General features: G+C 65.3%; 28 protein-coding genes. 15 read left to right on the top strand and 13 right to left on the bottom strand.

The features are described 5' to 3' along the window. Positions 1-2: 2 nt before the first annotated feature. The 8 genes from V6F88_RS11975 to purT form a co-directional block, all read right to left on the bottom strand. A complete protein-coding gene (locus tag V6F88_RS11975) occupies positions 3-554 on the bottom strand; it encodes an adenine phosphoribosyltransferase (RefSeq protein WP_332609702.1) in 552 nt (183 codons plus the stop codon). 54 nt (positions 555-608) lie between these two features. Continuing rightward, positions 609-2,306 (bottom strand): thiol reductant ABC exporter subunit CydC, encoded by a 1,698-nt coding sequence (cydC, locus tag V6F88_RS11970; protein ID WP_332609700.1) that lies wholly within the window; start codon positions 2,304-2,306, stop codon positions 609-611. Then, a complete protein-coding gene (cydD, locus tag V6F88_RS11965; RefSeq protein ID WP_442880290.1) occupies positions 2,303-4,069 on the bottom strand; it encodes a thiol reductant ABC exporter subunit CydD in 1,767 nt (588 codons plus the stop codon). The genes cydC and cydD overlap by 4 nt, the downstream gene beginning before the upstream one ends. Beyond that, positions 4,066-4,191 (bottom strand): cytochrome bd-I oxidase subunit CydX, encoded by a 126-nt coding sequence (gene cydX, locus V6F88_RS11960; protein ID WP_046803087.1) that lies wholly within the window; start codon positions 4,189-4,191, stop codon positions 4,066-4,068. Before cydX ends, cydD begins: the two co-directional genes overlap by 4 nt. Before the next feature lie 13 nt (positions 4,192-4,204). After that, the gene (gene cydB / locus V6F88_RS11955; RefSeq protein WP_104142637.1) at positions 4,205-5,359 is read right to left on the bottom strand and encodes a cytochrome d ubiquinol oxidase subunit II; all 1,155 of its coding nucleotides are present in this window, start codon (positions 5,357-5,359) and stop codon (positions 4,205-4,207) included. A 14-nt stretch (positions 5,360-5,373) separates the two neighbouring features. Continuing rightward, positions 5,374-6,948, bottom strand: a complete 1,575-nt coding sequence (locus V6F88_RS11950; protein WP_332609696.1) for a cytochrome ubiquinol oxidase subunit I — start codon at positions 6,946-6,948, stop codon at positions 5,374-5,376. A 128-nt stretch (positions 6,949-7,076) separates the two neighbouring features. Further along, on the bottom strand, positions 7,077-7,622 hold the full coding sequence (locus V6F88_RS11945) for a GbsR/MarR family transcriptional regulator (RefSeq protein ID WP_332609694.1): 546 nt from the start codon (positions 7,620-7,622) through the stop codon (positions 7,077-7,079). 311 nt (positions 7,623-7,933) lie between these two features. Beyond that, positions 7,934-9,151, bottom strand: coding sequence for a formate-dependent phosphoribosylglycinamide formyltransferase (gene purT, locus V6F88_RS11940; RefSeq protein WP_332609693.1), 1,218 nt, complete (start codon positions 9,149-9,151; stop codon positions 7,934-7,936). Positions 9,152-9,256: 105 nt separating this feature from the next. Here purT and V6F88_RS11935 point away from each other — a divergent pair, with 105 nt between their 5' ends. From V6F88_RS11935 to V6F88_RS11895, 9 genes are all read left to right on the top strand, one after another. Continuing rightward, on the top strand, positions 9,257-10,246 hold the full coding sequence (locus V6F88_RS11935; protein WP_332609691.1) for a KpsF/GutQ family sugar-phosphate isomerase: 990 nt from the start codon (positions 9,257-9,259) through the stop codon (positions 10,244-10,246). Next, the gene (locus V6F88_RS11930; protein ID WP_082134343.1) at positions 10,243-10,851 is read left to right on the top strand and encodes a KdsC family phosphatase; all 609 of its coding nucleotides are present in this window, start codon (positions 10,243-10,245) and stop codon (positions 10,849-10,851) included. The genes V6F88_RS11935 and V6F88_RS11930 overlap by 4 nt, the downstream gene beginning before the upstream one ends. 37 nt (positions 10,852-10,888) lie before the next feature. Beyond that, positions 10,889-11,521 (top strand): LPS export ABC transporter periplasmic protein LptC, encoded by a 633-nt coding sequence (gene lptC / locus V6F88_RS11925; protein WP_046803080.1) that lies wholly within the window; start codon positions 10,889-10,891, stop codon positions 11,519-11,521. Beyond that, on the top strand, positions 11,518-12,138 hold the full coding sequence (gene lptA / locus V6F88_RS11920; RefSeq protein ID WP_332609688.1) for a lipopolysaccharide transport periplasmic protein LptA: 621 nt from the start codon (positions 11,518-11,520) through the stop codon (positions 12,136-12,138). Before lptC ends, lptA begins: the two co-directional genes overlap by 4 nt. 33 nt (positions 12,139-12,171) lie before the next feature. After that, entirely contained in the window at positions 12,172-12,966 is a 795-nt protein-coding gene (lptB, locus tag V6F88_RS11915; protein ID WP_332609686.1) for an LPS export ABC transporter ATP-binding protein, read from the top strand. A gap of 222 nt (positions 12,967-13,188) precedes the next feature. Next, positions 13,189-13,527, top strand: a complete 339-nt coding sequence (hpf, locus tag V6F88_RS11910; RefSeq protein WP_006216296.1) for a ribosome hibernation-promoting factor, HPF/YfiA family — start codon at positions 13,189-13,191, stop codon at positions 13,525-13,527. A gap of 322 nt (positions 13,528-13,849) precedes the next feature. Continuing rightward, entirely contained in the window at positions 13,850-14,305 is a 456-nt protein-coding gene (locus V6F88_RS11905) for a PTS sugar transporter subunit IIA (protein WP_104142633.1), read from the top strand. 19 nt (positions 14,306-14,324) lie between these two features. Beyond that, complete coding sequence (hprK, locus tag V6F88_RS11900) at positions 14,325-15,251, top strand: HPr(Ser) kinase/phosphatase (protein ID WP_006216298.1); 927 nt, start codon at positions 14,325-14,327, stop codon at positions 15,249-15,251. A 22-nt stretch (positions 15,252-15,273) separates the two neighbouring features. Further along, the gene (locus tag V6F88_RS11895; protein ID WP_332609684.1) at positions 15,274-16,707 is read left to right on the top strand and encodes an aminotransferase-like domain-containing protein; all 1,434 of its coding nucleotides are present in this window, start codon (positions 15,274-15,276) and stop codon (positions 16,705-16,707) included. Positions 16,708-16,724: 17 nt separating this feature from the next. On the opposite strand, the gene V6F88_RS11890 is transcribed toward V6F88_RS11895, so the two are convergent. Both V6F88_RS11890 and V6F88_RS11885 read right to left on the bottom strand, forming a co-directional pair. Next, entirely contained in the window at positions 16,725-18,008 is a 1,284-nt protein-coding gene (locus V6F88_RS11890) for a cytochrome c (protein ID WP_332609682.1), read from the bottom strand. 13 nt (positions 18,009-18,021) lie between these two features. Continuing rightward, the gene (locus V6F88_RS11885) at positions 18,022-18,780 is read right to left on the bottom strand and encodes a c-type cytochrome (protein WP_332609681.1); all 759 of its coding nucleotides are present in this window, start codon (positions 18,778-18,780) and stop codon (positions 18,022-18,024) included. Between the two features lie 187 nt (positions 18,781-18,967). Between V6F88_RS11885 and rapZ the strand changes: the two genes are divergently transcribed. Both rapZ and V6F88_RS11875 read left to right on the top strand, forming a co-directional pair. Next, positions 18,968-19,840: an RNase adapter RapZ gene (rapZ, locus tag V6F88_RS11880; protein WP_046803145.1), complete on the top strand. Its 873-nt coding sequence runs from the start codon at positions 18,968-18,970 to the stop codon at positions 19,838-19,840. Continuing rightward, positions 19,837-20,799 carry a septal ring lytic transglycosylase RlpA family protein gene (locus V6F88_RS11875; RefSeq protein ID WP_332609680.1) on the top strand — a complete coding sequence of 321 codons (963 nt, stop codon included), beginning with the start codon at positions 19,837-19,839 and terminating at the stop codon, positions 20,797-20,799. The genes rapZ and V6F88_RS11875 overlap by 4 nt, the downstream gene beginning before the upstream one ends. Before the next feature lie 21 nt (positions 20,800-20,820). On the opposite strand, the gene V6F88_RS11870 is transcribed toward V6F88_RS11875, so the two are convergent. Both V6F88_RS11870 and rsmI read right to left on the bottom strand, forming a co-directional pair. Further along, positions 20,821-21,405: a methylated-DNA--[protein]-cysteine S-methyltransferase gene (locus tag V6F88_RS11870; RefSeq protein WP_046803072.1), complete on the bottom strand. Its 585-nt coding sequence runs from the start codon at positions 21,403-21,405 to the stop codon at positions 20,821-20,823. Positions 21,406-21,409: 4 nt separating this feature from the next. Beyond that, the gene (rsmI, locus tag V6F88_RS11865; protein ID WP_332609676.1) at positions 21,410-22,345 is read right to left on the bottom strand and encodes a 16S rRNA (cytidine(1402)-2'-O)-methyltransferase; all 936 of its coding nucleotides are present in this window, start codon (positions 22,343-22,345) and stop codon (positions 21,410-21,412) included. Between the two features lie 65 nt (positions 22,346-22,410). On the opposite strand from rsmI, the gene V6F88_RS11860 reads away from it, so the two are divergent. The 4 genes from V6F88_RS11860 (at position 22,411) to V6F88_RS11845 (ending at position 24,877) form a co-directional block, all read left to right on the top strand. Further along, positions 22,411-22,953: a YraN family protein gene (locus tag V6F88_RS11860; RefSeq protein ID WP_332609675.1), complete on the top strand. Its 543-nt coding sequence runs from the start codon at positions 22,411-22,413 to the stop codon at positions 22,951-22,953. A 99-nt stretch (positions 22,954-23,052) separates the two neighbouring features. Continuing rightward, positions 23,053-23,646, top strand: a complete 594-nt coding sequence (locus V6F88_RS11855; RefSeq protein WP_006216307.1) for a phosphoheptose isomerase — start codon at positions 23,053-23,055, stop codon at positions 23,644-23,646. Beyond that, positions 23,643-24,386: a BON domain-containing protein gene (locus V6F88_RS11850; RefSeq protein WP_332609674.1), complete on the top strand. Its 744-nt coding sequence runs from the start codon at positions 23,643-23,645 to the stop codon at positions 24,384-24,386. The genes V6F88_RS11855 and V6F88_RS11850 overlap by 4 nt, the downstream gene beginning before the upstream one ends. Next, positions 24,383-24,877, top strand: a complete 495-nt coding sequence (locus tag V6F88_RS11845; protein WP_046803068.1) for a peroxiredoxin family protein — start codon at positions 24,383-24,385, stop codon at positions 24,875-24,877. Before V6F88_RS11850 ends, V6F88_RS11845 begins: the two co-directional genes overlap by 4 nt. A 163-nt stretch (positions 24,878-25,040) precedes the next feature. On the opposite strand, the gene V6F88_RS11840 is transcribed toward V6F88_RS11845, so the two are convergent. Further along, complete coding sequence (locus V6F88_RS11840; RefSeq protein WP_332609671.1) at positions 25,041-25,829, bottom strand: MetQ/NlpA family ABC transporter substrate-binding protein; 789 nt, start codon at positions 25,827-25,829, stop codon at positions 25,041-25,043. Positions 25,830-26,072 lie beyond the last annotated feature (243 nt).

Here is a 26,072-nt window from a genome sequence, read left to right as displayed (position 1 = left end):
GTTTAGGGCGTGGCCGCGCCGTACTGACAGACGGTGAAAAGCGGCGTGCCGGTTTCGGCCACTTTGCTCGAGCCCCCCAGATCGGGCAGGTCGATAATCGCGGCGGCCTCGACCACGTTGGCGCCCAGTCGCTGCAACAGCTTGATGGCCGCCAGCATGGTGCCGCCCGTGGCGATCAGGTCGTCGACCAGCAGCACGCGCTGGCCGGTGCGCACGGAATCCGTGTGCATCTCGACGGCGGCATTGCCATATTCCAGCGAATATTCCTCGGCCACGGTGCGGAAAGGTAGCTTGCCCTTTTTGCGCACGGGCACAAAGCCCAGGTTCAGCTCGTAGGCCAGCACGCTGCCCACGATGAAACCGCGCGCGTCGATGCCGGCCACCAGGTCAAGGCGTTGGCGCATGTAGCGGTAGACGAACAGATCGATCAAAACCCGGAACGCCCGCGGGTCCTGCAGGACGGGCGTGATGTCGCGGAAGATGACACCAGGTTGGGGCCAGTCCGGAACGCTGCGGATGGTGCGCCGGATGGTCTCGGCGTTGTCGGTCTGCATGAAAGGCGGGCCTGAAGAATTGAAGCAAGGCGAACTATAACCCTGCCACCGCGCTTAAGCCAGGATTGCCGCCTGCGGTGACAAGTCATGTAATTGACCATTGCACAATTGCAGGCTGCGGTGCACGGCGCCGGGGGGTAGCGCGGCGTGCGTCACCAGCACCACCGAGCGGCCGGCTACCGCGCGTTCCAGGTCATTGAAGAAGCTGGCCTCGGCAGCGGCGTCCAGCCCGGCGGTGGGTTCGTCCAGCACAATAACGGCCGCCGGCGACAACAGGGCGCGCGCCAGACACAGGCGGCGCGCCTGCCCGGCCGACAACTGCGACCCCGTTTCACCTGCCCAGGTGTCCAGCCCTTCCGGCAGCGCGCGAACAAAGTCGCCCAGGCGGGCGGCGTCCAGCGCGCGCCACAATGCCGTGTCGTCGGCGTCGGCATCGCCGATCAACAGATTGGTGCGCAGCGTGCCCAGGAATACGGGAGCATCTTGCGACAGCAAGGCGATGCGGCGGTGCCAATCACGTTGCGTGCACGCGCGGGCGTCCACGCCACCGAAACGCACCTGCCCGGCTTGCGGATCTTCCAGCCGCAGGATCAGGTGTAGCAGCGTGGACTTGCCCGCGCCGCTGGCGCCCAGAACGGCCACGCGTTCGCCCGGTTCGACATGCAACTGGATGCCGTCCAGCACGATCGGGCTGTCGTCAGCCGACCGCGCCGGGTAGCGGAACGTGACCCCGTCCAGCGCCAGCGCGCCGCTTTCGGGCAAGGCGCGTGGGTGGGTGGGGTCTTGCATGTCGGGTTGGGCCTGCGTGACTTCGCGGATGCGGGCGGCGGCAGTCATGGCGGAGCCCATGCGCGACGCCCCTCGCATGATGGGGCCGGCCACCTCAAAAATGCCTATCACCGCCAGCAGTAGCCCGACCAGTACGGGGCCGTCGATACCGCCTGCTTCGTGGGTGCCCAGGCCGAACCACAGCAATGCCAGCACCGACACGCCGGCGGCGACCTGCAAGAACCACTGCCCGCGCGCGGCCACACGCGCCTGGCTGCGCCGAGCTTGCGCGCTGGCCTTACACAGGTGCTGAAAATGTTCGGCGGTCTGCGCCTGCGTATGCAGCGCGACCATGTCGGCGTGACCTTCCACGGCGTCCAAGGTTGCCGCGCGCAACCCGGCGGCGCTTTCCTGGGCGGCCGCGCCGGGTTTTTTCGCGGCCCGCAGCAACCACAGCGGCACCAGCACGCAGGCGGTCAGCAAGGCCAGCGCAAACGTCAACGCCGCTGCCGGCACCCACATGCCCAACACGGCGGTCAGGACGGCGCCGGCCAACACGGCCGTCGCCAAGGGCGCCAGCACGAACAGGAACACCGTATCCAATGCGTCGACGTCACCCGTCATGCGCGCGACCAGGTCGCCGCTGCGATAGCGGGCCAGTTGCCGTGGCGTCAAACGGATCAGTGCGGCAAACACCATGGCGCGCAAGTCGGCCAACAGGCGCAGCGTGGCGGAATGGCCCACCACGCGATCGGCGTAGCGGGACACGATGCGCAGGAATGACAGCCCACGCACCAGCGCGGACGGCGCGAACAGGTTGAACACACCGCCCGCCCCCGCCAACGCCGCGCCCGTCAGGAACCAGCCCGACACGCCAAGCAAGCCGACGCCGGCAGCGACGGTGGCCAGCGCACAGAATAATGCGAGTAAAAGCCCGCTTTTTCGGCGCGCGTATAGAGGGAGCAGTAACAGCAGGTTCTTCATGCAGCTTCCAATCTTCCGTTCGCAAGCCGAAGCACCTGGCCCACGCGCGCGGCCACAGCCGGCGAATGCGTGGACAGCAACAAGGTGCGGCCTTTGGAAAATTCAACGATCTCGTCCAGCACACGCGCCTGCGTCGTTTCGTCCAGATGCGCGGTGGGTTCGTCCAGCAGGACCAGTCCCGGGTCGCGCAGGAACAAGCGCGCCAGCGCCACGCGCTGGGCTTGTCCGCCAGACAAGCCATGGCCGCGGCTACCCAGCCGCGTATCCAAGCCCTGCGGCAAGGTGTCGGTAAACGCCAGCACGCACGCGCGGCGCGCGGCCTCGTGCACGTCTTCATCGGACGCGGCCGGGCGGCCCAGGCGGATGTTGTCGGCGATGGACCCGGCCAATAGCTGCGGCGTCTGGCCGATCAACGCTACCCGCCCGCGCAATGCGGCTTCGTCCCACGCTTCCAGCGGCTGGCCGTCGATGAGGATATTGCCCTGGCAGGGACGCAGCCGGGCGACGGCCTCGATCAGCGTGGACTTGCCGATGCCGCTGGGCCCCATCAAGGCGGCGTGTTCGCCGGGCGCGAGGGTTAGCGAGGCATCAGACAGCACCGGTTGCGTTCGGCCCGGGGCCAGAACGGTCAGCGCAGACACCGACAGCGCGACGCCGGACGGGTGGGATCGGACAGTGGCGTGCGGCAGGGTCTGCGATTGCGGCCGCGCCGGCTCGGCGGCGCCATCCGTGGGCAAGCCGTCGAACAGCACCGCGATCTGCGTCACGGCGGCCAGCGCCGTGGCGCGGTCGTGATAGTGCGCGGCGAACTGGCGCAGCGGCGCGTAGACTTCCGGCGCCATCAGCAGGCAGAACAAACCCGCCTGCAAGGTCAGCGGCGACCAGCGCACATCCAGGAAACCCAGGTACGTCAGACCGATGTACACCGCCACGCCCGCCACGCCCAGCGCGGCGAAGAATTCCAGCACGGCAGACGACAGGAACGCGATGCGCAACACCGACATCGTGCGCTGGCGCAGCGCATCGCTGGCGGCGACAACCGAGGCGGCCTCGGCGTCGGCGCGGCCGTACAGCTTCAACGTGGACAGACCGCGCAAGCGATCCGCGAAAAAGCCCGACAAGCGCGCAAACGCGCGCAGGTGCCGGCGGCTGGCGCCTTGCGCGCCCCACCCCACCAGCGCCATGAACAAGGGAATCAGCGGCGCGGTGATCAGCAGCACCAGGCCGGCCACCACGTCCACCGGCAGCAGCACCACCGAAAACGCCACGGGCAACAGCGCGGCGGCGGCCATGGCGGGCAGGTACTTGGCAAAGAAGCCGTCCAGCGCTTCCACCTGGTCCACGACCGCGCTGGCCAATTCGCCCGAGGCCTTGCCACGAGTCCAGTAAGGCCCCTTGGCCACCATGCGGGAAAACAAGGACTGGCGCACGTGGCGCTTAATGCGTTCGGCGGCATCCGCGCCGGCACGTTCGCCCGCCCAGGTGATGGTGGCGCGCAGCAGCATCAACGCCGCAATGGCCAGGATGCTGGTCAGCAGTTGCTGGCGCGGCACGTGCTGAACGATTGCGGCGTCCAGTACACGCGCCAACAACCACGCCTGCACCACCAGCAACGCGCCGCTGACCAGCGGCGCGGCGCCTGCGAGCATCAAACCGGGCCTGGCCGCGTTGGCCAGCGTCATCAACCACCGCGATTGTTCGCGCGGTGGTTTCTGCAAACTGGCCGACGGGTCGTGCTCCAGGCTGCTTGCGCCGCCGCTCACTCGTCGTTACGGCTGACGCGCGGGTCGTGCGAGTGACCTTCGCGCAGCTCGAACCACATGGCGTTGAGGATGGCAAAAGCGCATGCCAGGCCCAGGCCGAGTATCCATGAGAAATACCACATGAGGCGGCTCCTTTTAGTACGAATTGGGCGTGCCGCCCACGGATTCATGGGTGACCTTGCCGCGCATGACGCGATACACCCAGGCGGTGTACAGCGTCACGATCGGCAGGAACACAGCCACGGCAATCACCATGATCCACAGCGTCAGGTGGCTGGACGAACCGTCCCAGATGGTCAGGCCGGCTTGCGGCTTGGTCGAGGACGGCATGACGAACGGGAACAGTGCAAAACCCACCGTCAGGATGACGCCCGTGATCGACAACGCCGACGCCAGGAACGCCAGCATGTTGGCGCGCGCCGTCAGCAGCAGCACCACCAGCAGCGCGCCGCCCACGCCCAGCGCGGGCGCGATCCACATCAACGGCCACGTCGCATAGTTGGCCATCCACGCGCCCGACTGCACCGCCACGGTCTTGAGCATGGGGTCGGACGGGCCACCCATGTTGACCGCGCTGGTGATGGTGTGGCCGCCAATGCCGCCGGCCACCCAGAAGCCGCCCGCCACGAACAACGCCGCGGTCAGCAGGCCGGCCAGCCGGCCCCAGTTGCGGGCACGCGAGGACACGGGATCGTCCGTGCGCCAGGCCAGCAGCACCGCGCCGTGCATCGCCAGCATCACCACGCTGAGCACGCCGGCCAACAAGGCGAACGGCGCGAACAGCTGATAGAAGTGCCCTTCGTAGATGGGCCGCAACGTCACGGGGTCAAAGGTGAACGGCACGCCCAGGATGATGTTGCCCATGGCCACGCCGAACACCAGCGAGGCCACCACGCCCGAAAAGCACAGCACGCCATCCCAGCTGTTGCGCCAGCGCGTGCCTTCCATCTTGCTGCGGTACTTGAAGCCCACAGGACGCAGGATCAGCGCAATCAGCACCAGCATCATCGCCAGGTAGAAGCCCGAGAAGGATGCTGCGTATAACAGCGGCCAGGCGGCAAAGATGGCGCCGCCCGCCGTGATCAACCACACCTGGTTGCCTTCCCAGACCGGGCCGACAACGTTGATGACGATGCGGCGTTCGGCGTCCGTCTTGGCCACCACGGGCAGCAAGGCGGCCACGCCCAGGTCAAAGCCGTCCATGACGGCAAAACCAATCAGCAAGGCGCCCAGCAGCACCCACCAGATGACACGCAAGGTGCCGTAATCAAAAGGAATCAGGGTATCCATGTGCTTGTCTCCGCTTAGGCGCGCACGGCGGCGCGCACAGGATCGGCGGCGGCGTCGCTTGCCACCGGCCCATCGGATTTCGGACCCGCCTTGATGGCGTGCAACATGACCTTCACGCCGATGATCAGCAAGACGGTGTACAGCACCAGGAAGATGGCAAGGCTGATGGCCAGGTCGGCAATCGTCAGGCCGGATGCCGCGTAATACGTGGGCAGCACGCCTTCGATCACCCAGGGCTGGCGGCCGTACTCGGCCACGAACCAACCGCTTTCAATGGCGACCCAGGGCAGCGGCAAGCTCCACAGCGCCACCTTCAGCAAGCCACGGCGGCTGTCCAGGCGGCCGCGCGAGGCCAGCCAGAACGCCACGCCGAAGAACAGGATCAGGTACATGCCCACCGCGACCATGATGCGGAACGCCCAGAACAGCGGCGCCACGTTGGGCACGGTATCGATCGCGGCCTGCTTGATGTCGGCCTCGGTCACCTTGGTCATGTCTTCCTGATAGCGCTTGACCAGCAAGGCGTAGCCCAAGTCGGGCCAGGTCTTGTCAAAGACCATGCGCGCGTCCGTATCCTTGGGGTTGGCGCGGATCTTCTGCAAGGCGTCATACGCCACCATGCCGTCGCGGATGCGGTTTTCGGCGCGCAGGATCAGGTCGTCGATACCCAGCAGCGGCGTGGTCAGCGAACGCGTGCCGATGATGCCCATGACGTACGGGATCTCGATGGCGAAGTCGTTCTTGCGTTCGGCCTGGTTGGGAATCGCGATCAGGTTGAAGGATGCGGGCGCCGGCTCGGTGTGCCACATTGACTCCATGGCCGCGATCTTCATCTTCTGATGCTCGGTGGTCAGGTAGCCGCTTTCGTCACCCAGCACCACCACCGAGAGCGCGCCCGCCAGACCGAAGCTGGCGGCCACGGCCATCGAACGCTTGGCCAGGTCGGTATGACGGCCCTTAAGCAGGTACCACGCGCTGATCGACATCACGAACATGGCGCCCGCGACGTAGCCGGCGCTGACCGTGTGCACGAACTTGGCCTGCGCCACCGGGTTGAAGATCACCGCCGCGAAGTCGGTCATCTCCATGCGCATGGTGTCGGGGTTGAAAATGGCGCCCACCGGATTCTGCATCCAGCCGTTGGCGATCAAAATCCACAGCGCCGAGAAGTTTGTGCCGAACGCCACCAGCCAGGTCACAACCAGGTGGCTGACCTTGGACATGCGGTTCCAGCCGAAGAAGAACAGGCCGACGAAGGTGGCTTCCAGGAAGAAGGCCATCAGCCCTTCCAGCGCAAGCGGCGCGCCGAAGATATCGCCCACGTAGTGGCTGTAGTAGGACCAGTTCATGCCGAACTGGAATTCCATCACCACGCCGGTGGCTACACCCAATGCAAAGTTGATGCCGAACAGCGTGCCCCAGAACATCGTCATCCGTTTCCAGATGGGGCGGCCGGTCATGACGTACACGCTTTCCATGATGGCCAGCATGAACGACAGGCCAAGCGTGAGGGGAACGAACAGGAAATGGTAAAGCGCGGTCGCGGCAAACTGGAATCGCGACAGGTTGACGACGTCTAGATCAATCATTGGGGCGCTCCCAAGCAGTCAAGACACCGTGGCAACCGGCGTGGTTCCCCGGCCGACTCTGGCGCCATGTTACGGGCGATGAATACAACGTCATAGCAATTTCCTGAAAAATCGGGGCGCATGGAAACTCAGTCCTTGCCCCGCAATTTGCCGGCGAAGCCCAGCACTTTCTGCACTTGCGAACCCAGTCGCATGAGCTTTTGCACGGTCTCCGGGGGCAGGCGTTGAACCTCATCGAACCATCCGGACGACAGCTCGATGAGTTCCAGCATTTCGGTCATGCGTTGTTGCGCGTAGGCGTCGTTGGGGCCTGACGGGGTCTCCAGCAAGGTGTCGCGCAGCAGGGTCATCGTGGGATTGATTTCGCGTTTGCGCTTTTCTTCCATCAGGATGCGGAAGATTTCCCACACGTCTTTGGGCGTTTCGAAGTAATCGCGCCGGTCGCCCACTTGGTGGACCAGCTTGACCAGGCGCCACGACTGCAATTCCTTCAGACCCAGGCTGACATTCGAGCGCGAAAAACCCAGCGTATCGGCAATCTCGTCGGCGTTCAGGGGGTCGGGGTGCAGGAACAGCAGCGCGTAGATCTGGCCAACGGTGCGATTCACACCCCAGCGGCTGCCCATTTCGCCAAAGTGCAAGACGAAACGTTCGTTTTGAGGGGTAAGAACCATGTGTTTATTGCGCCGTAGGACAAGTGCACGGAGTTTTGGACGTATCTAGTTACACCGTTTTCAGAAATTACTGAAATTATCGAACAAACTGTGCGATTGCGCAAACCACAATATCGGCAGGGGCAAAGACGCAAGCGACGCATCGTGGCAGGAAAACGACGGCGGGAAAGCGACGTTCACGGGTGGGGATGACAGGCAACGACAACAGCCACCGGCCCGGAGGGCGCGGTGGCTGCGAGGACAGGGAAAATACGGGCGGCTATTTAATAGAGCCGGGGGGCCCAATGGACCCGGGCGGACATGCCCGTGCCTCAGCCCGCCTTGACGGTGACCGCGGCGCAAACGCGCTTGGCCTTGGCGCGCGCGGCGGCCACGTCGTCGGCCACGGCCAGGCCCACGCCCATGCGGCGCTTGACGAAGGATTCGGGCTTGCCGAACAGCCGGATGTCGGTGCCGGGTTCGGTCAGCGCGTCGGCCACGTTATGGAAGGACACGGCGGCGGCGTCCACGCCGCCATAGATCACGCTGCTGGCGCCGGGCTGGCGCAGGCTGGTGTCCACCGGCAGGCCCAGCAAGGCGCGGGCGTGCAATTCAAATTCGTTCTGGGTTTGGGTAATCATGGTGACCATGCCCGTGTCGTGCGGACGCGGGCTGACTTCCGAAAACCAGACCTGGTCCCCCGCCACGAACAGCTCGACCCCGAAGATGCCCAGCCCGCCCAGGTCCGAGGTGACGGCCAGCGCGATTTCGCGGGCGCGTTCCAGCGCGGCGGGCGACATGGGATGCGGCTGCCAGCTTTCAACGTAGTCACCGTCAACCTGCTTGTGGCCGATGGGCTCGCAGTAACGGGTTTCGACCTTGCCGTCGGCGCCGCGCGCACGCACCGTCAGCAGCGTGATTTCGTAGTCGAAGCGGATGAATCCTTCAACAATCGCCCGGCCGCCGCCCACCCGGCCGCCTTCCTGGGCGTAGCGCCACGATTGGGCGACGTCATCCGCGCTTTTGATGACGGATTGGCCCTTGCCGGACGAGGACATCACCGGTTTGATGACGCAGGGGTAGCCGATGCCGCCGTCGATGGCGGCGCGCAGTTCTTCTTCGGTGTCGACAAAACGGTAGGGAGAAGTGGGCAGGCCCAACGTCTCGGCCGCCAGGCGGCGAATGCCCTCGCGGTTCATGGTCAACTGGGCGGCGCGCGCGGTCGGTGTCACGCGGGCCACGCCCGCCGCTTCCAGCTCGACCAGCAAACTGGTGGCAATGGCCTCGATTTCGGGGACAATAACGTGCGGCTGTTCCTGCTGGATGATCTTTTTCAGGGCGTCCGCGTCGGTCATGGACACCACATGCGCACGGTGCGCCACCTGATGGCCCGGCGCGTCGGCGTACCGATCCACCGCAATGACTTCCACGCCCAGCCTTTGCAGGGCAATGATGACCTCTTTGCCCAATTCGCCCGAACCGAGCAGCATGACTCGGGTGGCCAGGGGGGACAGGGGCGTGCCAAGGACGGGGCTGGAAATGCTGGACATGGAGCGGGCCTGGATAAGAAGAATTGAAAGCCGTTGAAAAGAGCCGCCAGAATGCCATACGGCCCTGGCGGGGGCAAACCCGCCCACTGATATTAAAATCCCCGCATGACTGATCATCCCATCACTTCGTCCGATGCCGCGCTGGCATCCGCCCGCCGCACCTTGCAAGTCGAAAGCCAAGGCCTGCTGGACCTGTCCGCGCGGCTGGACGACTCGTTCACCCAGGTTGTCGCGCTGCTGCTGGCCTGCCGTGGCCGCGTTGTGGTCACGGGCATCGGCAAGACCGGGCACATTGCCCGCAAGATCGCCGCGACCTTCGCCTCGACCGGCACGCCCGCCTTCTTCGTGCACGCCGCCGAAGCCGTGCACGGCGACCTGGGCATGATCACGAAAGACGACGTGGTCATCGCCATCTCTTATTCAGGGGCCGGGCAGGAATTGCTGACCATCCTGCCGGTGGCGCGCCGCATGGGCGCCAAGCTGGTGGCCATTACCGGCAACCCGCAATCCGAACTGGCGCGATTGGCGGACGTGCACCTGGACGGCAGCGTGGCGCAGGAAGCCTGCCCGCTGAACCTGGCGCCCACTGCCAGCACCACGGCCGCGCTGGCGCTGGGCGATGCGCTGGCGGTTGCCTGCCTGGAAGCGCGCGGCTTCAGCCCGCAGGATTTCGCGCGGTCCCACCCCGGTGGCGCCCTGGGCCGCCGCCTGCTGACTTTGGTGCGCGACGTGATGCGCCACGGCGATGCCCTGCCCATCGTGCTGGCCGGCACCCCCGTATCGCAAGCGCTTGAGGTGATGTCCGCCAAGGGCATGGGCATGACGGTCGTGACCGACGCGCAACACCGCCCGCTGGGCATCTTCACCGACGGCGACTTGCGCCGCCTGATTGCCCGGCACGGCGACATCCGAAGCTTGACCGTGGAGGCGGGCATGACCCGATCGCCACGCAGCATTCCCCCCGACGCACTGGCCGTCGAGGCCGCGCAGCAGATGGACGAGCTTCGGCTCAGCCAGATGCTGGTGTTGGACGCAGACGGCGCCCTGCTGGGCGCCTTGCACATGCATGATCTGATGGCCGCTAAAGTGGTATGACTATGACTCTTCCTGCATCCGTGACTCACCCGGCCGAAGCGCTGGTTCTTGCCCGCATCCCCGCTACCGTGCGCGATCGCGCCGCCGCCGTGCGCCTGATGGTGTTCGACGTGGACGGCGTGCTGACCGACGGCAGCCTCTATTACGGTGAAGGCGGCGAACTGCAAAAGCGCTTTCACGCCCTGGACGGCCACGGGCTGCGCCTGCTGATGGAAGGCGGCCTGACGGTGGCGCTGATGACGGGCCGCTCTGGCCCCATCGTGGCCCGCCGCGCCGCCGAATTGGGCATCTCGGAAGTGATGCAGGGCGTGCGCGACAAGGGTTCGGCGCTGGCAGAACTTGCGCAGCGCTCGGGTGTCCAACTGAATCAAACCGGCTACATGGGCGATGACATCATCGACCTGCCGGCCATGCAACGCGCGGGTTTCGCAGCCAGCGTGCCCAACGCACCCGGCTATGTCAGCCAGGCCGCCCATTGGGTTTCCACGCAGGCCGGCGGCAGCGGCGCGGTGCGCGAATGCTGCGACCTGCTGTTGGCTTCCCAAGGACGCCTGGGCGCGTTCCTGGCGGCGCCCGGCCTGCTGGGCCCCGGCGCCATCCAATGACGGCCACGAACTTCGACACGCCCTGGCGGCGACACTGATGAAAGAACGTTTTCCTTCCCTGATCGCGCTGTTCCTGCTGCTGGTGCTGGTCACCAGCTCGTGGTGGGCCGCCGATTACGCGCAGCGGGCGATCCAGGTCGACCCGCCGCGCCGCATCACCCACGAAATGGACGCGTGGTCGCGCGATTTCGTCATGCTGCGCACTGACCCGACGGGCCGTCCGATCAACCGGCTGGAAGGCGAATACGCCGAGCATTTCCCCGACGACGATTCGTATCACATCACCGCGCCCCGCGCGGTGGGCCAACGCGAGGCCAACCCCGTGACGGTGGGCGTCTCGAAAACCGCCGTGATGGAACAAGGCGGCAAGCGCATCGTCATGAATGGCGATGCGCACGTGCATCGCCAACCCGACGCCAACAACGACGTGCTGGACGTACGCAGCCAGCAGCTGATCATCCTGCCCGACGAAGACGTCGTGTATACCGACCTGCCGGCGGAAGTGCTCAAGGGCCGCTCGCGCATGAACGGCAAGGGCATGCACTACAACAACAAGACGCGCCAATTGCAGGTGTCCGCGTCGACGGATGTTGAAATTGCCGGTTCCGAAGGCAAGCAACAGCGCCGCACCGAGATACCCGCCAACAACACTGACCAAAAGAAACCATGACCGACCTTCGGACTCTCTTTGCCCCGACGACTCGCCTGCTTGGCGCCGTCCTGCTGACGGCCTCGGTGTTCGCGCCCACCCACGCGGCGGAACCCGCGGCCAAGCCGGCCGAAGAGCCCAGCACCCTGATCCTGTCGGACACGCTGCACTATGACGACGTAAAGAAACAAAGCGTTTTCACTGGCAACGTCAACATGACGCGCGGCCTGATGACGCTGACGTCCGACACGCTGGAAATGCACGAAGACGCACAGGGCGGCCAGTACGGCACGGCCACCGCCAACAAGGGCAAGGTCGTGACCATTCGGCAAGAGCGCCCCGAGACGTTCGAGTTGATCGAAGGCAAGGGCCTGCGAGCCGAATACGACGGCACCAAAAGCACGTTCGACCTGATCGGCCAGGCCGTTGTGGTCCGTTACGTCTGTGGCAAACCGTTCGACACGATTCGCGGCGAACGGGTACGCTACAACGAAAAAACCGGCACCTATGAAGCGCAGGGCGGCCCCAACTCCGCCGCTGCCGGCGGTCGCGTGCGTTCGGTTGCCGAGCCTCGCGCCAAGTCCGATGCCGCCGTGGCCGAATGCCGCAAGCAGCAAGCCGCCAAGAAAGGACGCTAAAGCGTCCCCCATGCAACACCACTCGCAGCCACGATGAACCAACCTTCTGTGCCCACACCCGTGACCTCCGCCCCCTCGGGGGTCAAGCAGGGCAGCCTGCGCGCAACCGGCTTGCGCAAGACCTATAACGGCCGGACCGTGGTGCAGGATGTGTCCCTGTCCGTGGTCAGTGGCGAAGTCGTGGGCCTGCTGGGCCCGAACGGCGCCGGCAAGACCACCAGCTTCTACATGATCGTGGGCCTGGTGCCCGCCGACGCGGGACGCATCGAGATCGACGGCGCCGTCATCACGGCGATGCCGATCCACAAGCGCGCGCGCATGGGCCTGTCGTACCTGCCGCAGGACGCATCGGTGTTCCGCCGCCTGACCGTCGAGCAGAACATTCGGGCCGTGCTGGAATTGCAGCTGGGTCCCGATGGCCGCGCGCTGTCCACGCCCAAGATCAACGAGCAGATGGAATCGCTGCTTGAAGAGCTGCAGATCGGCCACATTCGCAGCAATGCCGCCATTTCGCTGTCGGGCGGCGAACGCCGCCGCGTGGAAATCGCGCGCGCGCTGGCCACCAGCCCACGCTTCATCCTGTTGGACGAACCCTTTGCCGGCGTGGACCCCATCGCCGTCATCGAAATCCAGCGCATCGTGCGGTTTTTGAAGGGCCGCGGCATCGGCGTGCTGATCACCGACCACAACGTGCGCGAGACGCTGGGCATCTGCGATCGCGCCTACATCATCAGTGAAGGCAAGGTGCTGACCGACGGTCACCCGGACGAAATCGTGGGCGATCCGGCCGTGCGCCGCGTGTACCTGGGCGAGCACTTCCGCATGTAACGGGCACCCTGGGGAAGACCCCTAGACGCCTCTCGGGCGTAGGCAAATACGCCCTAGGGGTTCAGCCATAAAAATGCCATGTTCTTGCGCTAGGTCAGCTTGTTTTCTCGGCCCGAGTCTATACACTAGTACTAAACGCACCCACCAATCCAAGGAGAACGCCTAACGACCTCACCGCGCATTTTGCGCACCCATTTTTCTCTTTTAGAAGGAGAGCACACTATGAACCTGAGCATCTGCGGTCGTCACCTCGACGTCACCCCGGCAATCCGGGAATATGTCATGAACAAACTGGCGCGAGTGCTGCGGCATTTCGATCACGTCATCGATACCCAGGTCATGCTCTCAGTAGAGCCCCTGCGGCACAGAGCCGAAATCACCATGCGTCTAAGCGGTAAGGATATTCATTGTGAAGCGACCGATGAAAATCTCTACGCAGCCATAGACCTTCTTGCTGACAAAGTCGACCGTCAGGTCATCAAGCACAAGGACAAGGTACGAAGTCACTCAGCGGAGTCCGTGAAGCGGCAAGCGGCGAGCCTCTCGCCACCCCAGCAGTAATGCGCTTCATGATCACTCGCCCTGCGCGATAAGCTAAACAGCGATTGTAAAAATCCTGCCTAAGTCCCGGTGTCCCGCTAGACGTCAGTCCAGCCGGGGCATCGGCAAAACTCCCCCGCTCTACCCCCTCTCGCGCATTCCCCAATCCCCCTGTTTTTGCCATGCCTGGCCGTGTCCACGGGCTGGACGCTGTGTGTGAACGCCCACAACGCGCCGCGATCAGACTATGCTGTCGCTCTTGCCACGCCGTTCGCCGCCTGTCCACCGGGCGGGGCGCCAGGCCAATTTATTGCACTGCGTCATATAACCATATAATGATCCGATGAATCATTTGTCGCGCATCCTACCCGCCGGCAACGTCGTGCTCGATATGCTCGCAACGAGCAAGAAACGGGCGTTCGAACAAGCTGGCCTTCTCTTTGAAAACAACCATGGCTTGGCACGCGCGCTCGTGTTCGACAGCCTGTTTGCCCGGGAACGTTTAGGCTCCACTGCCCTTGGGCAGGGCGTGGCCGTTCCGCATGGCCGCGTGAAGGGGCTTGAGCAGGCATTGGCGGCGTTTATCCGCTTGAGCCAGCCGATCTCGTTCGACGCGCCCGACGGGCAACCGGTGTCGATGCTGCTGTGCCTGCTGGTGCCCGAAACGGCTACGCAACAGCACCTGGACATCCTGGCCGAACTTGCACAGCTGATGTCGAACAAGGCATTGCGCGAGGCCCTGGCCACCGAGCCCGACCCGGCCATCGTCCACCGCATGCTCACCACCGGCCAACTCTGATCCTCGCGGAAACGCTGCCATGCTCACGGTGCAGGAACTCGTCGACGACAACGCCGACAAAATCCCCTTTAACTGGATTTCGGGCCAAGGCGCCGCTGACCGCGCCATTCCCGATGACGGCATGGCGGCCGCCGATCTTGTCGGCCACCTTAACCTGATCCACCCGTCGCGCATCCAGGTGTTCGGCCAGGAAGAACTGGCGTATTACACGCGCTTCGACCTGCGGCGCCGCATGCACCACATGGACGAGCTGCTGATCGGCGGCGTGCCGGCCATTTTGCTGGCCGATGGGCTGACGCCCCCGCAAGACCTGGTGGACCAGTGCGACCAGCATCAGGTGCCGCTGCTGTCCACGCCGGTCGCCGCCGCGCAGTTGATCGACCTGCTGCGCATCTACCTGGGCAAGAAGCTGGCGCCCACCACCACCGTGCACGGCGTGTTTCTTGATGTGCTGGGCCTGGGCGTGTTGATTACCGGCGAGTCGGGCCTGGGCAAAAGCGAGTTGGCGCTTGAACTGATTTCACGCGGCCACGGTTTGGTGGCTGACGACGCGGTGGAGTTTTCCCGCACCGCGCCCAACATGATCGAAGGCCACTGCCCCCAGCTGCTGCAAAACCTGCTGGAAGTGCGCGGCCTTGGCCTGCTGGATATCCGCACCATCTTCGGCGAGACCTCGGTACGCCGCAAAATGCGCCTGAAGCTGATCGTGCATCTGGTGCGCGCCACCGCGCAGGACAAGTTCGAACGCCTGCCCCTGCAAGACATCACGCAAGACATGCTGGGCCTGCCCGTACGCAAGGTGATGCTGCAAGTGGCCGCGGGCCGCAATCTGGCGGTGCTGGTCGAAGCCGCCGTGCGCAACACCATACTGAAGTTGCGCGGCATTGATACGCTGGGCGAATTCATGGAACGCCAGGCCATGGCGATCCTGCAAAGCAGCAAATGAACGCGCGCGGTCTCGCGGCATCGTGAGCCTGTACGAAACCCTGGCCGACGAGATCGCCAAATCGATCCGAGACGGCGTCATGCGTGTGGGCGACAAGCTGCCCTCGGTACGCGACGCATGCGCGGCGCGCGGGGTCAGCCCGTCCACGGTATTCCAGGCGTACTACCTGCTTGAAGCGCGCGGCCTGATCCGCGCGCAGCCGCGTTCAGGCTATTACGTGCATGCCCCCGCCGAATCCCTGCCGCCTGAACCCGGCACGTCGAACCCGGACGGCGAATCCACCGAGCTTGCCATCAGCGAGCGCATCTTCGACATCCTCGGTTCCGTGCGCAACCGCGACGTGACGCCGTTGGGGTCTGCCTTTCCGTCGCCCCTGCTGTTTCCGCTGCCCCGATTGGCGCAAGCCATGGCCGCACACCTGAAACGCCAGGACCCGCTGGATACCGTCGAAGACCTAAGCCCGGGCAATCCCGGGCTGCGGCGGCAGATCGCCCTACGCTACCTGATCGGCGGCATGAACGTGCCGGCCAGTGACATCGTCGTCACCAATGGCGCGCTGGAAGCGTTGAACCTTTGCCTGCAAGCCGTGACGGAAGTGGGCGACACCGTCATGGTCGAAGCCCCCACGTTCTACGGCGCCTTGCAAGCCCTGGAGCGCCAGGGCCTGAAAGCGTTGGAAGTGCCGACGCATCCGCGCACGGGCGTGGACCTGGACGCTATGGAGGCCGCCATCAAGCGGCACGCGCCCCGTGCCTGCTGGCTGATGACGCAATTCCAGAACCCGCTGGGCAGCCTGATGCCTGACGACAAGAAGCGTCAGCTGGTGGAAATGCTGGCGCGCCACGGCATTCCATTGATCGAAGACGACGTCTACGGCGAGCTCTATTACGGCGCTGCGCGGCCCGTGCCGGCCAAGGCCTACGACACCGAGGGGCTGGTGCTGCATTGCTCGTCTTTTTCGAAATGCCTGGCGCCTGGCTACCGCATCGGCTGGGCATCGGCGGGCCGCTATTCGCGGCGGGTGCAGCGGCTGAAACTATCCTCCACGCTATCCGCGTCGGGCCCCGCACAAGGCGCTATCGCCGAGTATCTTGAGCAAGGCGGATACGACCGCCATCTGCGCCGCTTGCGGCAAACATTGCAGGCACAGCAAGACCGCATGGCCGATGCGATAGCGCATGAATTTCCCGCGGGCACGCGCGTGACGCGTCCGCAGGGCGGCTTCTTTTTGTGGGTAGAGTTGCCGGCGGCGGTGGACGCACTGGCCATGCATCGCGATGCGCTGGCGCGCGGCGTCAGCGTGGCGCCCGGCCCGATTTTTTCTGCCAGCAGCCAATTCGCCAGCGCTTTGCGCTTGAATTACGGCCATCCCTGGGATGCCGCGCACGAAGCTGCCATCCGCGTGCTGGGCGAACTGGCCCGCCAGGCTTGCGCGCGGGCCAGCGCGAAACGATAGACCCGCAGCAATCGGCATCAGTTCAGCGTCGACGCCGCGCGCGCGCGCTTGACGTCCAGCGCGGTCACGCCGCCCGCTTCATTGCCCCAGCTATTTCGGATGTAGGACACCAGCATGGCGATATCACTGTCGTTCAGGATCTGGCCGAACGGCGGCATGCCGTGCGGCCGGGGATTGGCTGCCGTGGCGGGCGCGTACCCGCCATCGAGCACCATGCGGATAACGTTGGTGGGCACGGGCGCCGTCACGGTCGGATTGCCGGCCAATGCCGGCCACGCCGTGCCGCTGCCCTGCCCCTGTGGCTGGTGGCATTGCGCGCATTGCTGGCTGTAGATCTTGCTGCCCAGTTCCATGGCCGCCGGCGCCGCCGCCGATTGCTGACGCGGCGTAGAAGCCGGCGTGGCCGGCAAGGACTTGATGTACACGCCGATAGCCAGCGCATCGTCATCCGTCAGGTGCTGGGTGCTGCCCAACACCACTTCGGCCATCGGACCGCTGGCGCTGGAATGCGCCGAGATGCCGGTCTTGAGCAACGCGGCGATATCGGCCGCCGTCCAGCGGCCCATGCCGGTCTGCATGTCGTTGGTGAGCGGCGGTGCGTACCAATCCAGCACCGGGATCACGCCACCGGTCAGGGCCTCGGACGTCTTGGTGGCGCCCAGGCGATTGCGGGGGGTATGGCAGGCCGCGCAGTGACCCAGCCCTTCAACCAGATAGCGGCCGCGATTCCATTGCACCGACTGGCCCGGGTCGGCCTCTTGCACGCCGGGCTTGAAATACAACGCGCGCCAGGCGGCCAGAAGCTCGCGCTGGTCGTACGGAAACGCCATGTCGGCCGGCCGATTCGGTTGTTCGACCGGCGGCACGCTACGCAGGTAGGCGTACAAGGCATTGGCGTCGGCGCGGCTGACGCGGGTGTATTCCGTGTAGGGAAACGCGGGATACAGCAAGGTGCCGTCCTTGGACTTTCCGTTGTGCAGCGCCTGCCAGAAATCGTCGGCCGTCCACGAGCCAATGCCCGTCTTGTCGTCGGGCGTGATGTTGGGCCCGTAGACGGTGCCGAACGGCGTCGGTATGGGCGTGCCGCCCGCCAACGCCTTGCCGCCCCGGCTGGTGTGGCAGGCCATGCAGTTGCCCACTTGCGCCAGATAGCGGCCGCGGTCGACCAGCGTGGCCGCGTCGGCCGCGGTGGCGGCGGGTCCCGTGCTGGTGTCCTCGCGCGTACCCAGCCAATACAGGCAGCCCACGGCGACGATCAGCGCGACGAAGACGAAGGTCAGGATTTTCTTGAACAGTTTCATGGTGGCCCCAGGGTCAGCGTTGCGCCTGGCTGCCGCATTGCGCGGGCAAGGTCAGCGAGGCCGCGGCGTCGGGCACATAGGGCTCGATAACGGGTTGCGACGACAGCCACGCCGCCAGGGCGCCGATGTCGGTGGGGGTCAGCTTTTGGGCGATGTCGGCCATGCAATCGGGCGCAGCCGCGCGACGCAGGCCATTCTTCCAGCTGCCGATCTGCGAACCGATATAGTCGCGCGGCAGACCCAGCAAGCCGGGAATGGCGGGCATCAAGCCGCCCAGCGCGGCGCCATGACAGGACGCACAGGCGGGCAAGCCGCGCGCCGCGTCGCCCTGCAAGGCCAGCACGCGGCCGGCTTCCAGCGTGGCGCTGGAGACGTCCGCGCGGATGGGCGGCGGATACGGCACATGCTGCTGCGAGAAATACTGGGCCATCTCGCGCAGATAGTCGTCGGGCAGGCCCACCAGCAGATGCGACATGGGCCGGTACTGGCGGCGCTCATCGCGAAAGTTCAGCAGCTGATGATAGAGGTAGTCCTGAGGCTTGCCGGCCAGACGGGGGTAATAGCCATCGGTGCCGGCCCGGCCCTGCGCGCCGTGGCAGGCCGTACAGGCCGCAACGCGTGCCGCCATGGTGTCGGGGCGCAGCGTGTCCGGCGCTGCCGGCTGGGCCTGTGCAACGCTTGTCGTAAAGACAACAGCGGCGGCCGCGAGCACGCGGAAAATCGCCCTAAACCGCGGCAGTGAAACACTACGAATGGAAATGAGGGCTAACATCTACGTCGAATTCCTATCCGCCGAAAGCATGACGGCGGGGGTGTCGTAAGTGAATCGAACCAGTATCCGACCCGCAAGCTTACGCGACCGGGCAAGAAAGGGTACAGAACCAGATTCCCGAATTGCAGCCATATCAGATGCCATCCCGCCCGCATCGTCCCGGAAAAAGCGTGCCACAATCATGTCCATGTTGAAAGTCGTCCTTGTCACCGGCATCTCAGGTTCAGGCAAATCCGTTGCGCTTCGCATGCTGGAAGACGCCAGCTACACCTGCGTCGATAACCTGCCCGTGCGGTTCCTGACGGAATTCATCGCCAATGCGCGCGACGAAGGCCTGGAACGCGTGGCCGTGGCTATCGACGTGCGCTCGCCCGGCGAACTGGCCGAACTGCCCGATGTGGTGACCGCGCTGCGCGCCATGGGCACCAGCCTGCGCGTGGTTTTCCTGGACGCCAACACCTCGACACTGGTGCAGCGCTATTCCGAATCGCGCCGCCGCCATCCGTTGACCGACCGCCTGCAACGCGGCGGCACGCCGCCGTCGCTGACGGACTGCATCGCGCTTGAACGCGAACTGCTGGCGCCGCTGCGCGAACAAGAACACGTCATCGATACCTCGGACCTGACGCCCGGCCAATTGCGTGCCTGGATCCGCGACCTTATTCAGGCCGACCGCGCACCGCTGGTGCTGACGTTCGAATCCTTCGCCTACAAACGCGGCGTGCCCGGCGACGCCGACCTGGTGTTTGACGTGCGCTGCCTGCCCAATCCCCACTACGATCGCAACCTGCGCCCCTTGACCGGCCGCGACGAACCCGTTGCCACCTGGCTGGCCGGGTACGAGCAGGTGGGGCAGATGATCGACGACATCGCCGGCTTCTTGAACCGCTGGTTGCCGCTCTACACGCAAGACACCCGCAACTACCTGACCGTGGCGATCGGCTGCACGGGCGGCCAGCACCGCTCTGTGTATGTGGTCGAACAGCTGGCGCTGCGTTTTGCCGACCACGACCCCTTGCTGGTGCGCCACCGAAACCAACTGCCCACCGAATCCGCATGACCCTGTCCCGCCCGCTCCACCTGGTCCTGATGTTGCTGCTGGCCATTGCCGTGGCCGGCTGCTCTTCCACCGGAGGTCGCAAGAAGGGCGGCGGGTACTACAAGGATGACGGCCCGGACGCCAATCCGCCGGCAAACCTGGACCAGGTGCCGGATGCGGTGCCGCGTATCGAACCCTATGCCAGCGGCGCGAACCGGCCCTACGTGGTATTCGGCCAGCGCTACGTGCCGGATACCAGCGGCCAGCCGTACAAGCAACGCGGCATTGCGTCGTGGTACGGCAAGAAGTTCCATGGCAATTCCACGTCCATCGGCGAGTCCTACGACATGTACGCCATGACGGCCGCGCACACGACGCTGCCGATTCCCAGCTATGCGCGCGTCACCAGCCTGGTCAACGGCAAAACGATCATCGTGCGTGTGAACGACCGCGGGCCGTTCCACAGCGACCGCATCATGGATCTATCGTACGTGGCGGCCTACAAGCTGGGCATCATCGGGCCGGGTAGCGGTCAGGTCGTGGTCGAGAGCATTCCGCAAGAAGAGATCCGCCGCCTGGCCTCGCAAGGGACGCCCGCCGCGCCCGCACCGGAACCGGCGTCGGCCACCGGCTCGCTGCCGATCCAGGCCCCCGTGTCCGCCGAGCCGGTCGCGTTGACGGCCGAGCCCATTCCCGGCCCCGCGTCCGGTTCAGCCCCGGTACGCCAGGGGCCGGCCGCCGGGCTCGGCAGCGTGTATCTGCAAGTGGGCGCGTTCAGCCAGCCCGGCAATGCGCAGTCGCTGGTGGCCCGCATCAATTCGCAGCTAAGTTCGGCGGGCGCGCCGCCCGCGCAGGTGGAACAATCGAACAACCTGTATCGCGTGCGGATCGGCCCCTATCCCGACCGCCAAAGCGCCTTGAACGCCGTGCCGCTGGTGTCGGACCGCATCGGCATCCTGCCCAGCATCGCTACGCAGTAGACCCGTAAGCCCGGCCGCGCTCTACCAGGGCAGCTCCGCCTGCCCGTCGCAAATCCGCCGAGCCCGCGCGGTGCGGCTGACGTAGCGGTTGCCTTCGTGCGCCAGCAGCGCCTGCTTGCGCGGCAGGCCGCCGCCAAACCCCGTCAATGAGGTATCGGCGCCGATCACCCGGTGGCACGGAATGATGATGATGATGGGATTTCGCCCCACCGCGCCACCGACCGCCTGCGCTCCCTTGGGCCGCCCCACGGTCCGGGCCAGATCGCCATAGCTGGCAAGCTTGCCGAACTCCAGCGCGCACAGCGCGTGCCAGACCTTGTGCTGGAACGTGGTGCCGATGGGGTCCAGCGCCACGTCGAAGCCACGACGCTTGCCCGCGAACCATTCGTCCAGCTCGCGCCGCGCCTGCTCCAGAATCGGGTCGGCATCGGCGTGCGTCCAGCCTTCAGAAGACGGCAGTAATTCCTGGTCGGTGAACCAGGCGCCACGCAGGCCCTTGGGGCTGGCGACCAGGCGCAGTTCGCCCAGAGGGGTCTCGATGTCGCGGTACGCAAGCGGCTCAAGCGGGTCGGCCGGCTTGTTCGACACAATGGTTGAATACGCCATGGCTTTACTCCGCCGATTTCTTGCGCGACAGCGCCCGGTTGTACAACACGTCGCGCGCCTGGCCCGTGACCTTGGCGGCGACCCTGGCGGCATCGCGCACGGACATCGATTCCAGCAGCGCGTCCAGCAGCACGTCGGTGCGCGGGTCGGCGTCCTCGTCAATTTCCTGCGCCGCTTCGGCATGGGCGATCAAGACGAACTCGCCTTGCTCGCGATGCGCGTCGGCAGCCAGCCAGGCGGCGGCTTCACCCATCGTCAGCGTGGCGATTTCTTCAAAGCGCTTGGTCAGTTCGCGCGCCACCGTCAGTTGACGGTCGGGCCCGCAGACTTCCAGCAGATCCGCCAGCGTGGCGGCCAGCCGATGCGGCGATTCGAACATCACCACGGGCGCGGGCAAGGCGCACCAGGACCGTAGCCATCGCTGGCGGGCCACGGCCTTGGGCGGCGGGAAGCCCGCAAAGGCGTAGGCGGGGTTTTCATCGGTGGTGACGCCGCTGCCCATCAGCGCGGCGATGACCGCGCTGGGGCCGGGCACCGGCATCACGGCAAAGCCGGCTTCGCGCACGGCGCGCACTACGCGGGCGCCGGGGTCGCTGACCGCGGGCGCGCCCGCATCCGACACCAACGCCACGCGCTGGCCTTGGGCCAGGCGTTCGCAGATGGCTTGGGCGGCGGCGGCCTCGTTGTGGCGGTGCGCGGCCATCAGCGGCGTATTGACGCCCCAGGCGTCCAGCAAGGTGCGGCTGGCGCGCGTGTCTTCAGCGGCGATCACGTCGGCGCGTTGCAGGGCGTGCCACGCCCGCAGCCCCAAGTCGCCCAGGTTGCCGATCGGCGTGGCCACGACGTACAGCGTCGAAGCGGGCCAATGCTGCCCGGCAACGCGATCCGCCACGCGGCTCCAGGCGTCGCCGGTGGGCGGGGGTGAGACATTTTGATTCATTGCAGCCTACTGACACGGGAAACCATGTCAGTGTAGCCGCCAACCCCGCCATCCCAGGAGCCCGCATGACGGACGACACCCTGCGCCTGGCCTGCGATCTGGCGCTAGCTGCACGACACCGCGCGGACAGGCGCCGCCGTCGGGCGGGCTCTCGGCGCCCGGCTGCCGAGCGGCGCGCTGACCGAGGTGTCGACCCGGGCACCGGCCAGCACGGCGGCATGCCCGCAAACACACCGCAGCGCCGCTCGCCCATGCAGCGCAGGGGCGATCAGCACGAAGACACGGCGTTGCGCTGGCTACAGGCGCGTGGCCTGGTGCTGTTGGCGCGCAACCTGTGGACGCGCGCCGGCGAGCTGGATCTGGTGATGCGCGACGGCGGCACGCTGGTCTTTATCGAAGTGCGCGCGCGTGCCCTGTCCCGTTTTGGCGGCGCCGCCGCCAGCATCGGCCCCGCCAAGCAAGCCCGGCTGGCGCGCGCGGCGGCGCACTGGCTGCCCGAACTTGCCCGGCGCCACTTCCAGGGCGTGACGCCGCCCGCCCGCTTTGACGCGGTGGTGTTCGACGCCGGCCGGCCGCAATGGCTGCAAGACGCTTTCTCCCTTCCGTAGACGCAGGCGGCGCCGCCGCGACCCGGGCGGTAACGCCCTGCCGCACAGTCGTTACGCCTGGACAGAACAGCGCGACTGCCGCGTGAGATAATCGCGCCCATGGATATGACCTCTCGTATGACGTCGCACTTTCGCGACGCCATGGCTGCTTGCGAACAAAGTATGAACGTCCTGGCGGAACCGCTGGCAGTGGCGGTCGACGTGCTGTTCGGCGCCCTGGCGAACAATGGCAAGATTCTGGCTTGCGGCAACGGCGGCTCGGCGGCCGACGCGCAGCATTTCATCGCCGAACTGGTGGGCCGCTTCGAACGCGAACGCCTGCCCTTGGCCGGCATCGCGCTTAATACCGACACCTCGATCCTCACCGCCGTCGGCAACGACTACGGCTTTGACGAGATCTACGAACGCCAGGTCAACGCGTTCGGTCAGGCCGGCGACGTGCTGGTCGCGATTTCCACCAGCGGCAATTCGCCCAACGTCGTGCGCGCCATGGAAGCCGCCAGCTCGCGCGAGATGCACGTGCTGGCCCTGACCGGCAAGGGCGGCGGCGTCATGGGGGAACTCATCACGCCGATGGACGTCCATCTATGTGTTCCCAGCGACCGCACCATGCGGATCCAGGAAGTCCATATTCTGCTGCTGCATGCGCTGTGCGACGGCATCGACGCTCTTTTGCTTGGAGACACCGAATGATTTCTGACGTCAGAACCGCAGTTCGCCCCCTGATGCTCGCCGCGGCGCTGTCCACCGCGGCGCTTTCGCTGACGGCCTGCGCGCCCCTGATCGTAGGCGGCGCGGCCGCCACCACGGCGGTCGTGGTCACGGACCGCCGCACTTCCGGTATCCAGCTTGAAGACCAGAACATGGCCTTCAAGGCGCAAAGCCAGATCTCGCAAAAGCTGGGCGACACCGCCCGCGTCAACGCCATGGCCTATGGCGGCCACCTGCTGCTGACGGGCGATGTGCCCACGGAGCAGGCCAAGGCCGAAGCGACCACCATCGCCCAGGGCGTCGAGAACGTCAAACAGGTCATCAACCAATTGAACGTCGGCCCCATCGCCTCGTTCGGCACGCGTTCGAACGACACGTGGCTGACGTCCAAGGTCAAGACCGCGCTGATCAACACCAAGTACGTGCCGTCGGGCACCATCGCCCTGACCACCGATCACAGCGTCGTCTACCTGATGGGCAAGGTCACCCAGGCCGAAGGCGAGTACGCCGCCAACGCCACGGCGGATGTCGGCGGCGTGGCCAAGGTGGTTAAACTGTTCGAGACCATCAGCCGCGAAGAAGCCATCCGGCTGTCCAACAGCAGCACCCGGGACGCCTCCACAGAAACCAAAGCGCCTATTCAAAGCGGCGCCGGCGCAGCACCCAGCGACAACAACGCGGCCGGTAGCAGCAATGGCGTTGAAGCCATGCCCATCAAATGAAAAAAGCCATCGTAGCCCTCGCCGTCCTGGTGGCGGTCGGTATCGGCGCCTGGTTCGTCTGGCGCCCCGCGCAAACGGCCCCCGACGTCTCGTTCACCACGCTGGAAGGCAAAACCTTCTCGATGCAGGACCTGCGCGGCAAAGTCGTGCTGGTCAAGTTCTGGGCGACCAGCTGCGTCACCTGCGTGAAGCAGATGCCGGAAACCATCGCCGCCTATAAGGAATACGCCGCCAAGGGCTACGAGGCCATCGCGGTCGCCATGAACTACGACCCGCCAAATTTCGTCTTGAACTTCGCGGACCAGCGCAAGCTGCCGTTCCCCGTGGCGCTGGACACCAAGGGCGACATCGCGCGCGCCTTTGGCGACATCCGGCTGACGCCCACTGCCTTCCTGATCGACAAGCAGGGGCACATCATCAAGCGCTACCTGGGTGAATACGACGTGGCTGAATTCCACGCCACCGTGGAAAAGGCGCTGGCGGCGGGCTGATTGCCGGCTCTGCGACCTTCCCGGCTTCAATGAAAAACCGCCCACAAGGGCGGTTTTTTATTGGCAGTGATCCATTGGCGATGATTCATATCCGGCCACCCGGAACCATTCGCCCGGCGGGCAAGCTGGAACCCGGAACGGAACCAGGAGCCGCCTCTCAGGCTTAGAACGCCGGAATGACGGCGCCCTTGTACTTTTCCTGAATGAATTTCTTCACGTCCGCCGAGTGCAGCGCGTCGACCAGCTTCTTGATTCCGGTTGCGTCCTTGTTGTCGGAACGCGTGACCAAAATGTTGGCGTAGGGCGAATCGGCGCCTTCGATGAACAGCGCGTCCTTTGTGGGCACCAGGCCGGCTTCCAGCGCGTAGTTGGTGTTGATCAGCGCCAGGTCCACGTCGTCCAGCGAACGCGGCAGCATGGCGGCTTCGAGCTCGCGGAATTTCAGCTTCTTGGGGTTGTCCACCACGTCGGCGGCCGTGGCCAGGATGTTGGACGCGTCCTTCAGCTTGATGATGCCCTGCTTTTGCAGCAGCACCAGCGCACGGCCGCCATTGGACGGATCGTTCGGGATGGCGACGGTGGCGCCGTCCTTCAGGTCGGCCAGGCTCTTGATTTTCTTGGAATAACCGCCGAAGGGCTCGACGTGCACCAGCGCGACCGGCACCAGCGTGGCCTTGCGGTCTTTGTTGAACGTGTCCAGATACGGTTTGTGCTGGAAGAAATTGGCGTCCAGCTGCTTGTCTACCAATTGCAGGTTGGGTTGCACGTAGTCGCTGAACACCTTGATGTCCAGCTCGACGCCCTGCTTTGCCAGCTGCGGCTTCACCACTTCCAGGATCTCGGCGTGCGGGACCTGCGTGGCGCCCACCACCACTTTTTCTGCATGGGCAGCGTTGGCCGCCACCAGGAAGGCCGATGCCGCCAGGGCGGCGCGGACGATGTTCAAACGCATGGCTTGCCTCTTTTATGGAAAGAAAATGGGGGCTGATGCCCCGACCGGTGCGGATTTGCCACCCTTTTGCGGGGGCCTCGCGTCTCGAAAACGCCCCAATTTACCTGAATGCCGGTTATTTGTCGGGCATATGGACATGGGTTTTAGGCATATGAAACGCGTGGGTACTACAATCCGTCGTATGCTTGCGCTACCGCGTTTCCAACGCGATGTTGTGCAGGCATTTTTTCTAACCACTCATAC

The sequence above is a fragment of the Achromobacter sp. ESBL13 genome (genome assembly GCF_036668755.1).
In the GTDB taxonomy this organism is placed as follows: Bacteria; Pseudomonadota; Gammaproteobacteria; order Burkholderiales; family Burkholderiaceae_B; genus Achromobacter.
This window is presented reverse-complemented; position numbering and strand designations above follow the sequence as displayed.

Bases quoted from the DNA above. Each gene is read 5' to 3' on its own strand.
- V6F88_RS11975 (WP_332609702.1), bottom strand. From the start codon at position 554: ATGCAGACCGACAACGCCGAGACCATCCGGCGCACCATCCGCAGCGTT.
- cydC (WP_332609700.1), bottom strand. From the start codon at position 2,306: ATGAAGAACCTGCTGTTACTGCTCCCTCTATACGCGCGCCGAAAAAGC.
- cydX (WP_046803087.1), bottom strand. From the start codon at position 4,191: ATGTGGTATTTCTCATGGATACTCGGCCTGGGCCTGGCATGCGCTTTT.
- cydB (WP_104142637.1), bottom strand. From the start codon at position 5,359: ATGGATACCCTGATTCCTTTTGATTACGGCACCTTGCGTGTCATCTGG.
- V6F88_RS11950 (WP_332609696.1), bottom strand. From the start codon at position 6,948: ATGATTGATCTAGACGTCGTCAACCTGTCGCGATTCCAGTTTGCCGCG.
- V6F88_RS11945 (WP_332609694.1), bottom strand. From the start codon at position 7,622: ATGGTTCTTACCCCTCAAAACGAACGTTTCGTCTTGCACTTTGGCGAA.
- purT (WP_332609693.1), bottom strand. From the start codon at position 9,151: ATGTCCAGCATTTCCAGCCCCGTCCTTGGCACGCCCCTGTCCCCCCTG.
- V6F88_RS11935 (WP_332609691.1), top strand. From the start codon at position 9,257: ATGACTGATCATCCCATCACTTCGTCCGATGCCGCGCTGGCATCCGCC.
- V6F88_RS11930 (WP_082134343.1), top strand. From the start codon at position 10,243: ATGACTATGACTCTTCCTGCATCCGTGACTCACCCGGCCGAAGCGCTG.
- lptC (WP_046803080.1), top strand. From the start codon at position 10,889: ATGAAAGAACGTTTTCCTTCCCTGATCGCGCTGTTCCTGCTGCTGGTG.
- lptA (WP_332609688.1), top strand. From the start codon at position 11,518: ATGACCGACCTTCGGACTCTCTTTGCCCCGACGACTCGCCTGCTTGGC.
- lptB (WP_332609686.1), top strand. From the start codon at position 12,172: ATGAACCAACCTTCTGTGCCCACACCCGTGACCTCCGCCCCCTCGGGG.
- hpf (WP_006216296.1), top strand. From the start codon at position 13,189: ATGAACCTGAGCATCTGCGGTCGTCACCTCGACGTCACCCCGGCAATC.
- V6F88_RS11905 (WP_104142633.1), top strand. From the start codon at position 13,850: ATGAATCATTTGTCGCGCATCCTACCCGCCGGCAACGTCGTGCTCGAT.
- hprK (WP_006216298.1), top strand. From the start codon at position 14,325: ATGCTCACGGTGCAGGAACTCGTCGACGACAACGCCGACAAAATCCCC.
- V6F88_RS11890 (WP_332609682.1), bottom strand. From the start codon at position 18,008: ATGAAACTGTTCAAGAAAATCCTGACCTTCGTCTTCGTCGCGCTGATC.
- V6F88_RS11885 (WP_332609681.1), bottom strand. From the start codon at position 18,780: ATGTTAGCCCTCATTTCCATTCGTAGTGTTTCACTGCCGCGGTTTAGG.
- rapZ (WP_046803145.1), top strand. From the start codon at position 18,968: ATGTTGAAAGTCGTCCTTGTCACCGGCATCTCAGGTTCAGGCAAATCC.
- V6F88_RS11875 (WP_332609680.1), top strand. From the start codon at position 19,837: ATGACCCTGTCCCGCCCGCTCCACCTGGTCCTGATGTTGCTGCTGGCC.
- V6F88_RS11870 (WP_046803072.1), bottom strand. From the start codon at position 21,405: ATGGCGTATTCAACCATTGTGTCGAACAAGCCGGCCGACCCGCTTGAG.
- rsmI (WP_332609676.1), bottom strand. From the start codon at position 22,345: ATGAATCAAAATGTCTCACCCCCGCCCACCGGCGACGCCTGGAGCCGC.
- V6F88_RS11860 (WP_332609675.1), top strand. From the start codon at position 22,411: ATGACGGACGACACCCTGCGCCTGGCCTGCGATCTGGCGCTAGCTGCA.
- V6F88_RS11855 (WP_006216307.1), top strand. From the start codon at position 23,053: ATGGATATGACCTCTCGTATGACGTCGCACTTTCGCGACGCCATGGCT.
- V6F88_RS11850 (WP_332609674.1), top strand. From the start codon at position 23,643: ATGATTTCTGACGTCAGAACCGCAGTTCGCCCCCTGATGCTCGCCGCG.
- V6F88_RS11845 (WP_046803068.1), top strand. From the start codon at position 24,383: ATGAAAAAAGCCATCGTAGCCCTCGCCGTCCTGGTGGCGGTCGGTATC.
- V6F88_RS11840 (WP_332609671.1), bottom strand. From the start codon at position 25,829: ATGCGTTTGAACATCGTCCGCGCCGCCCTGGCGGCATCGGCCTTCCTG.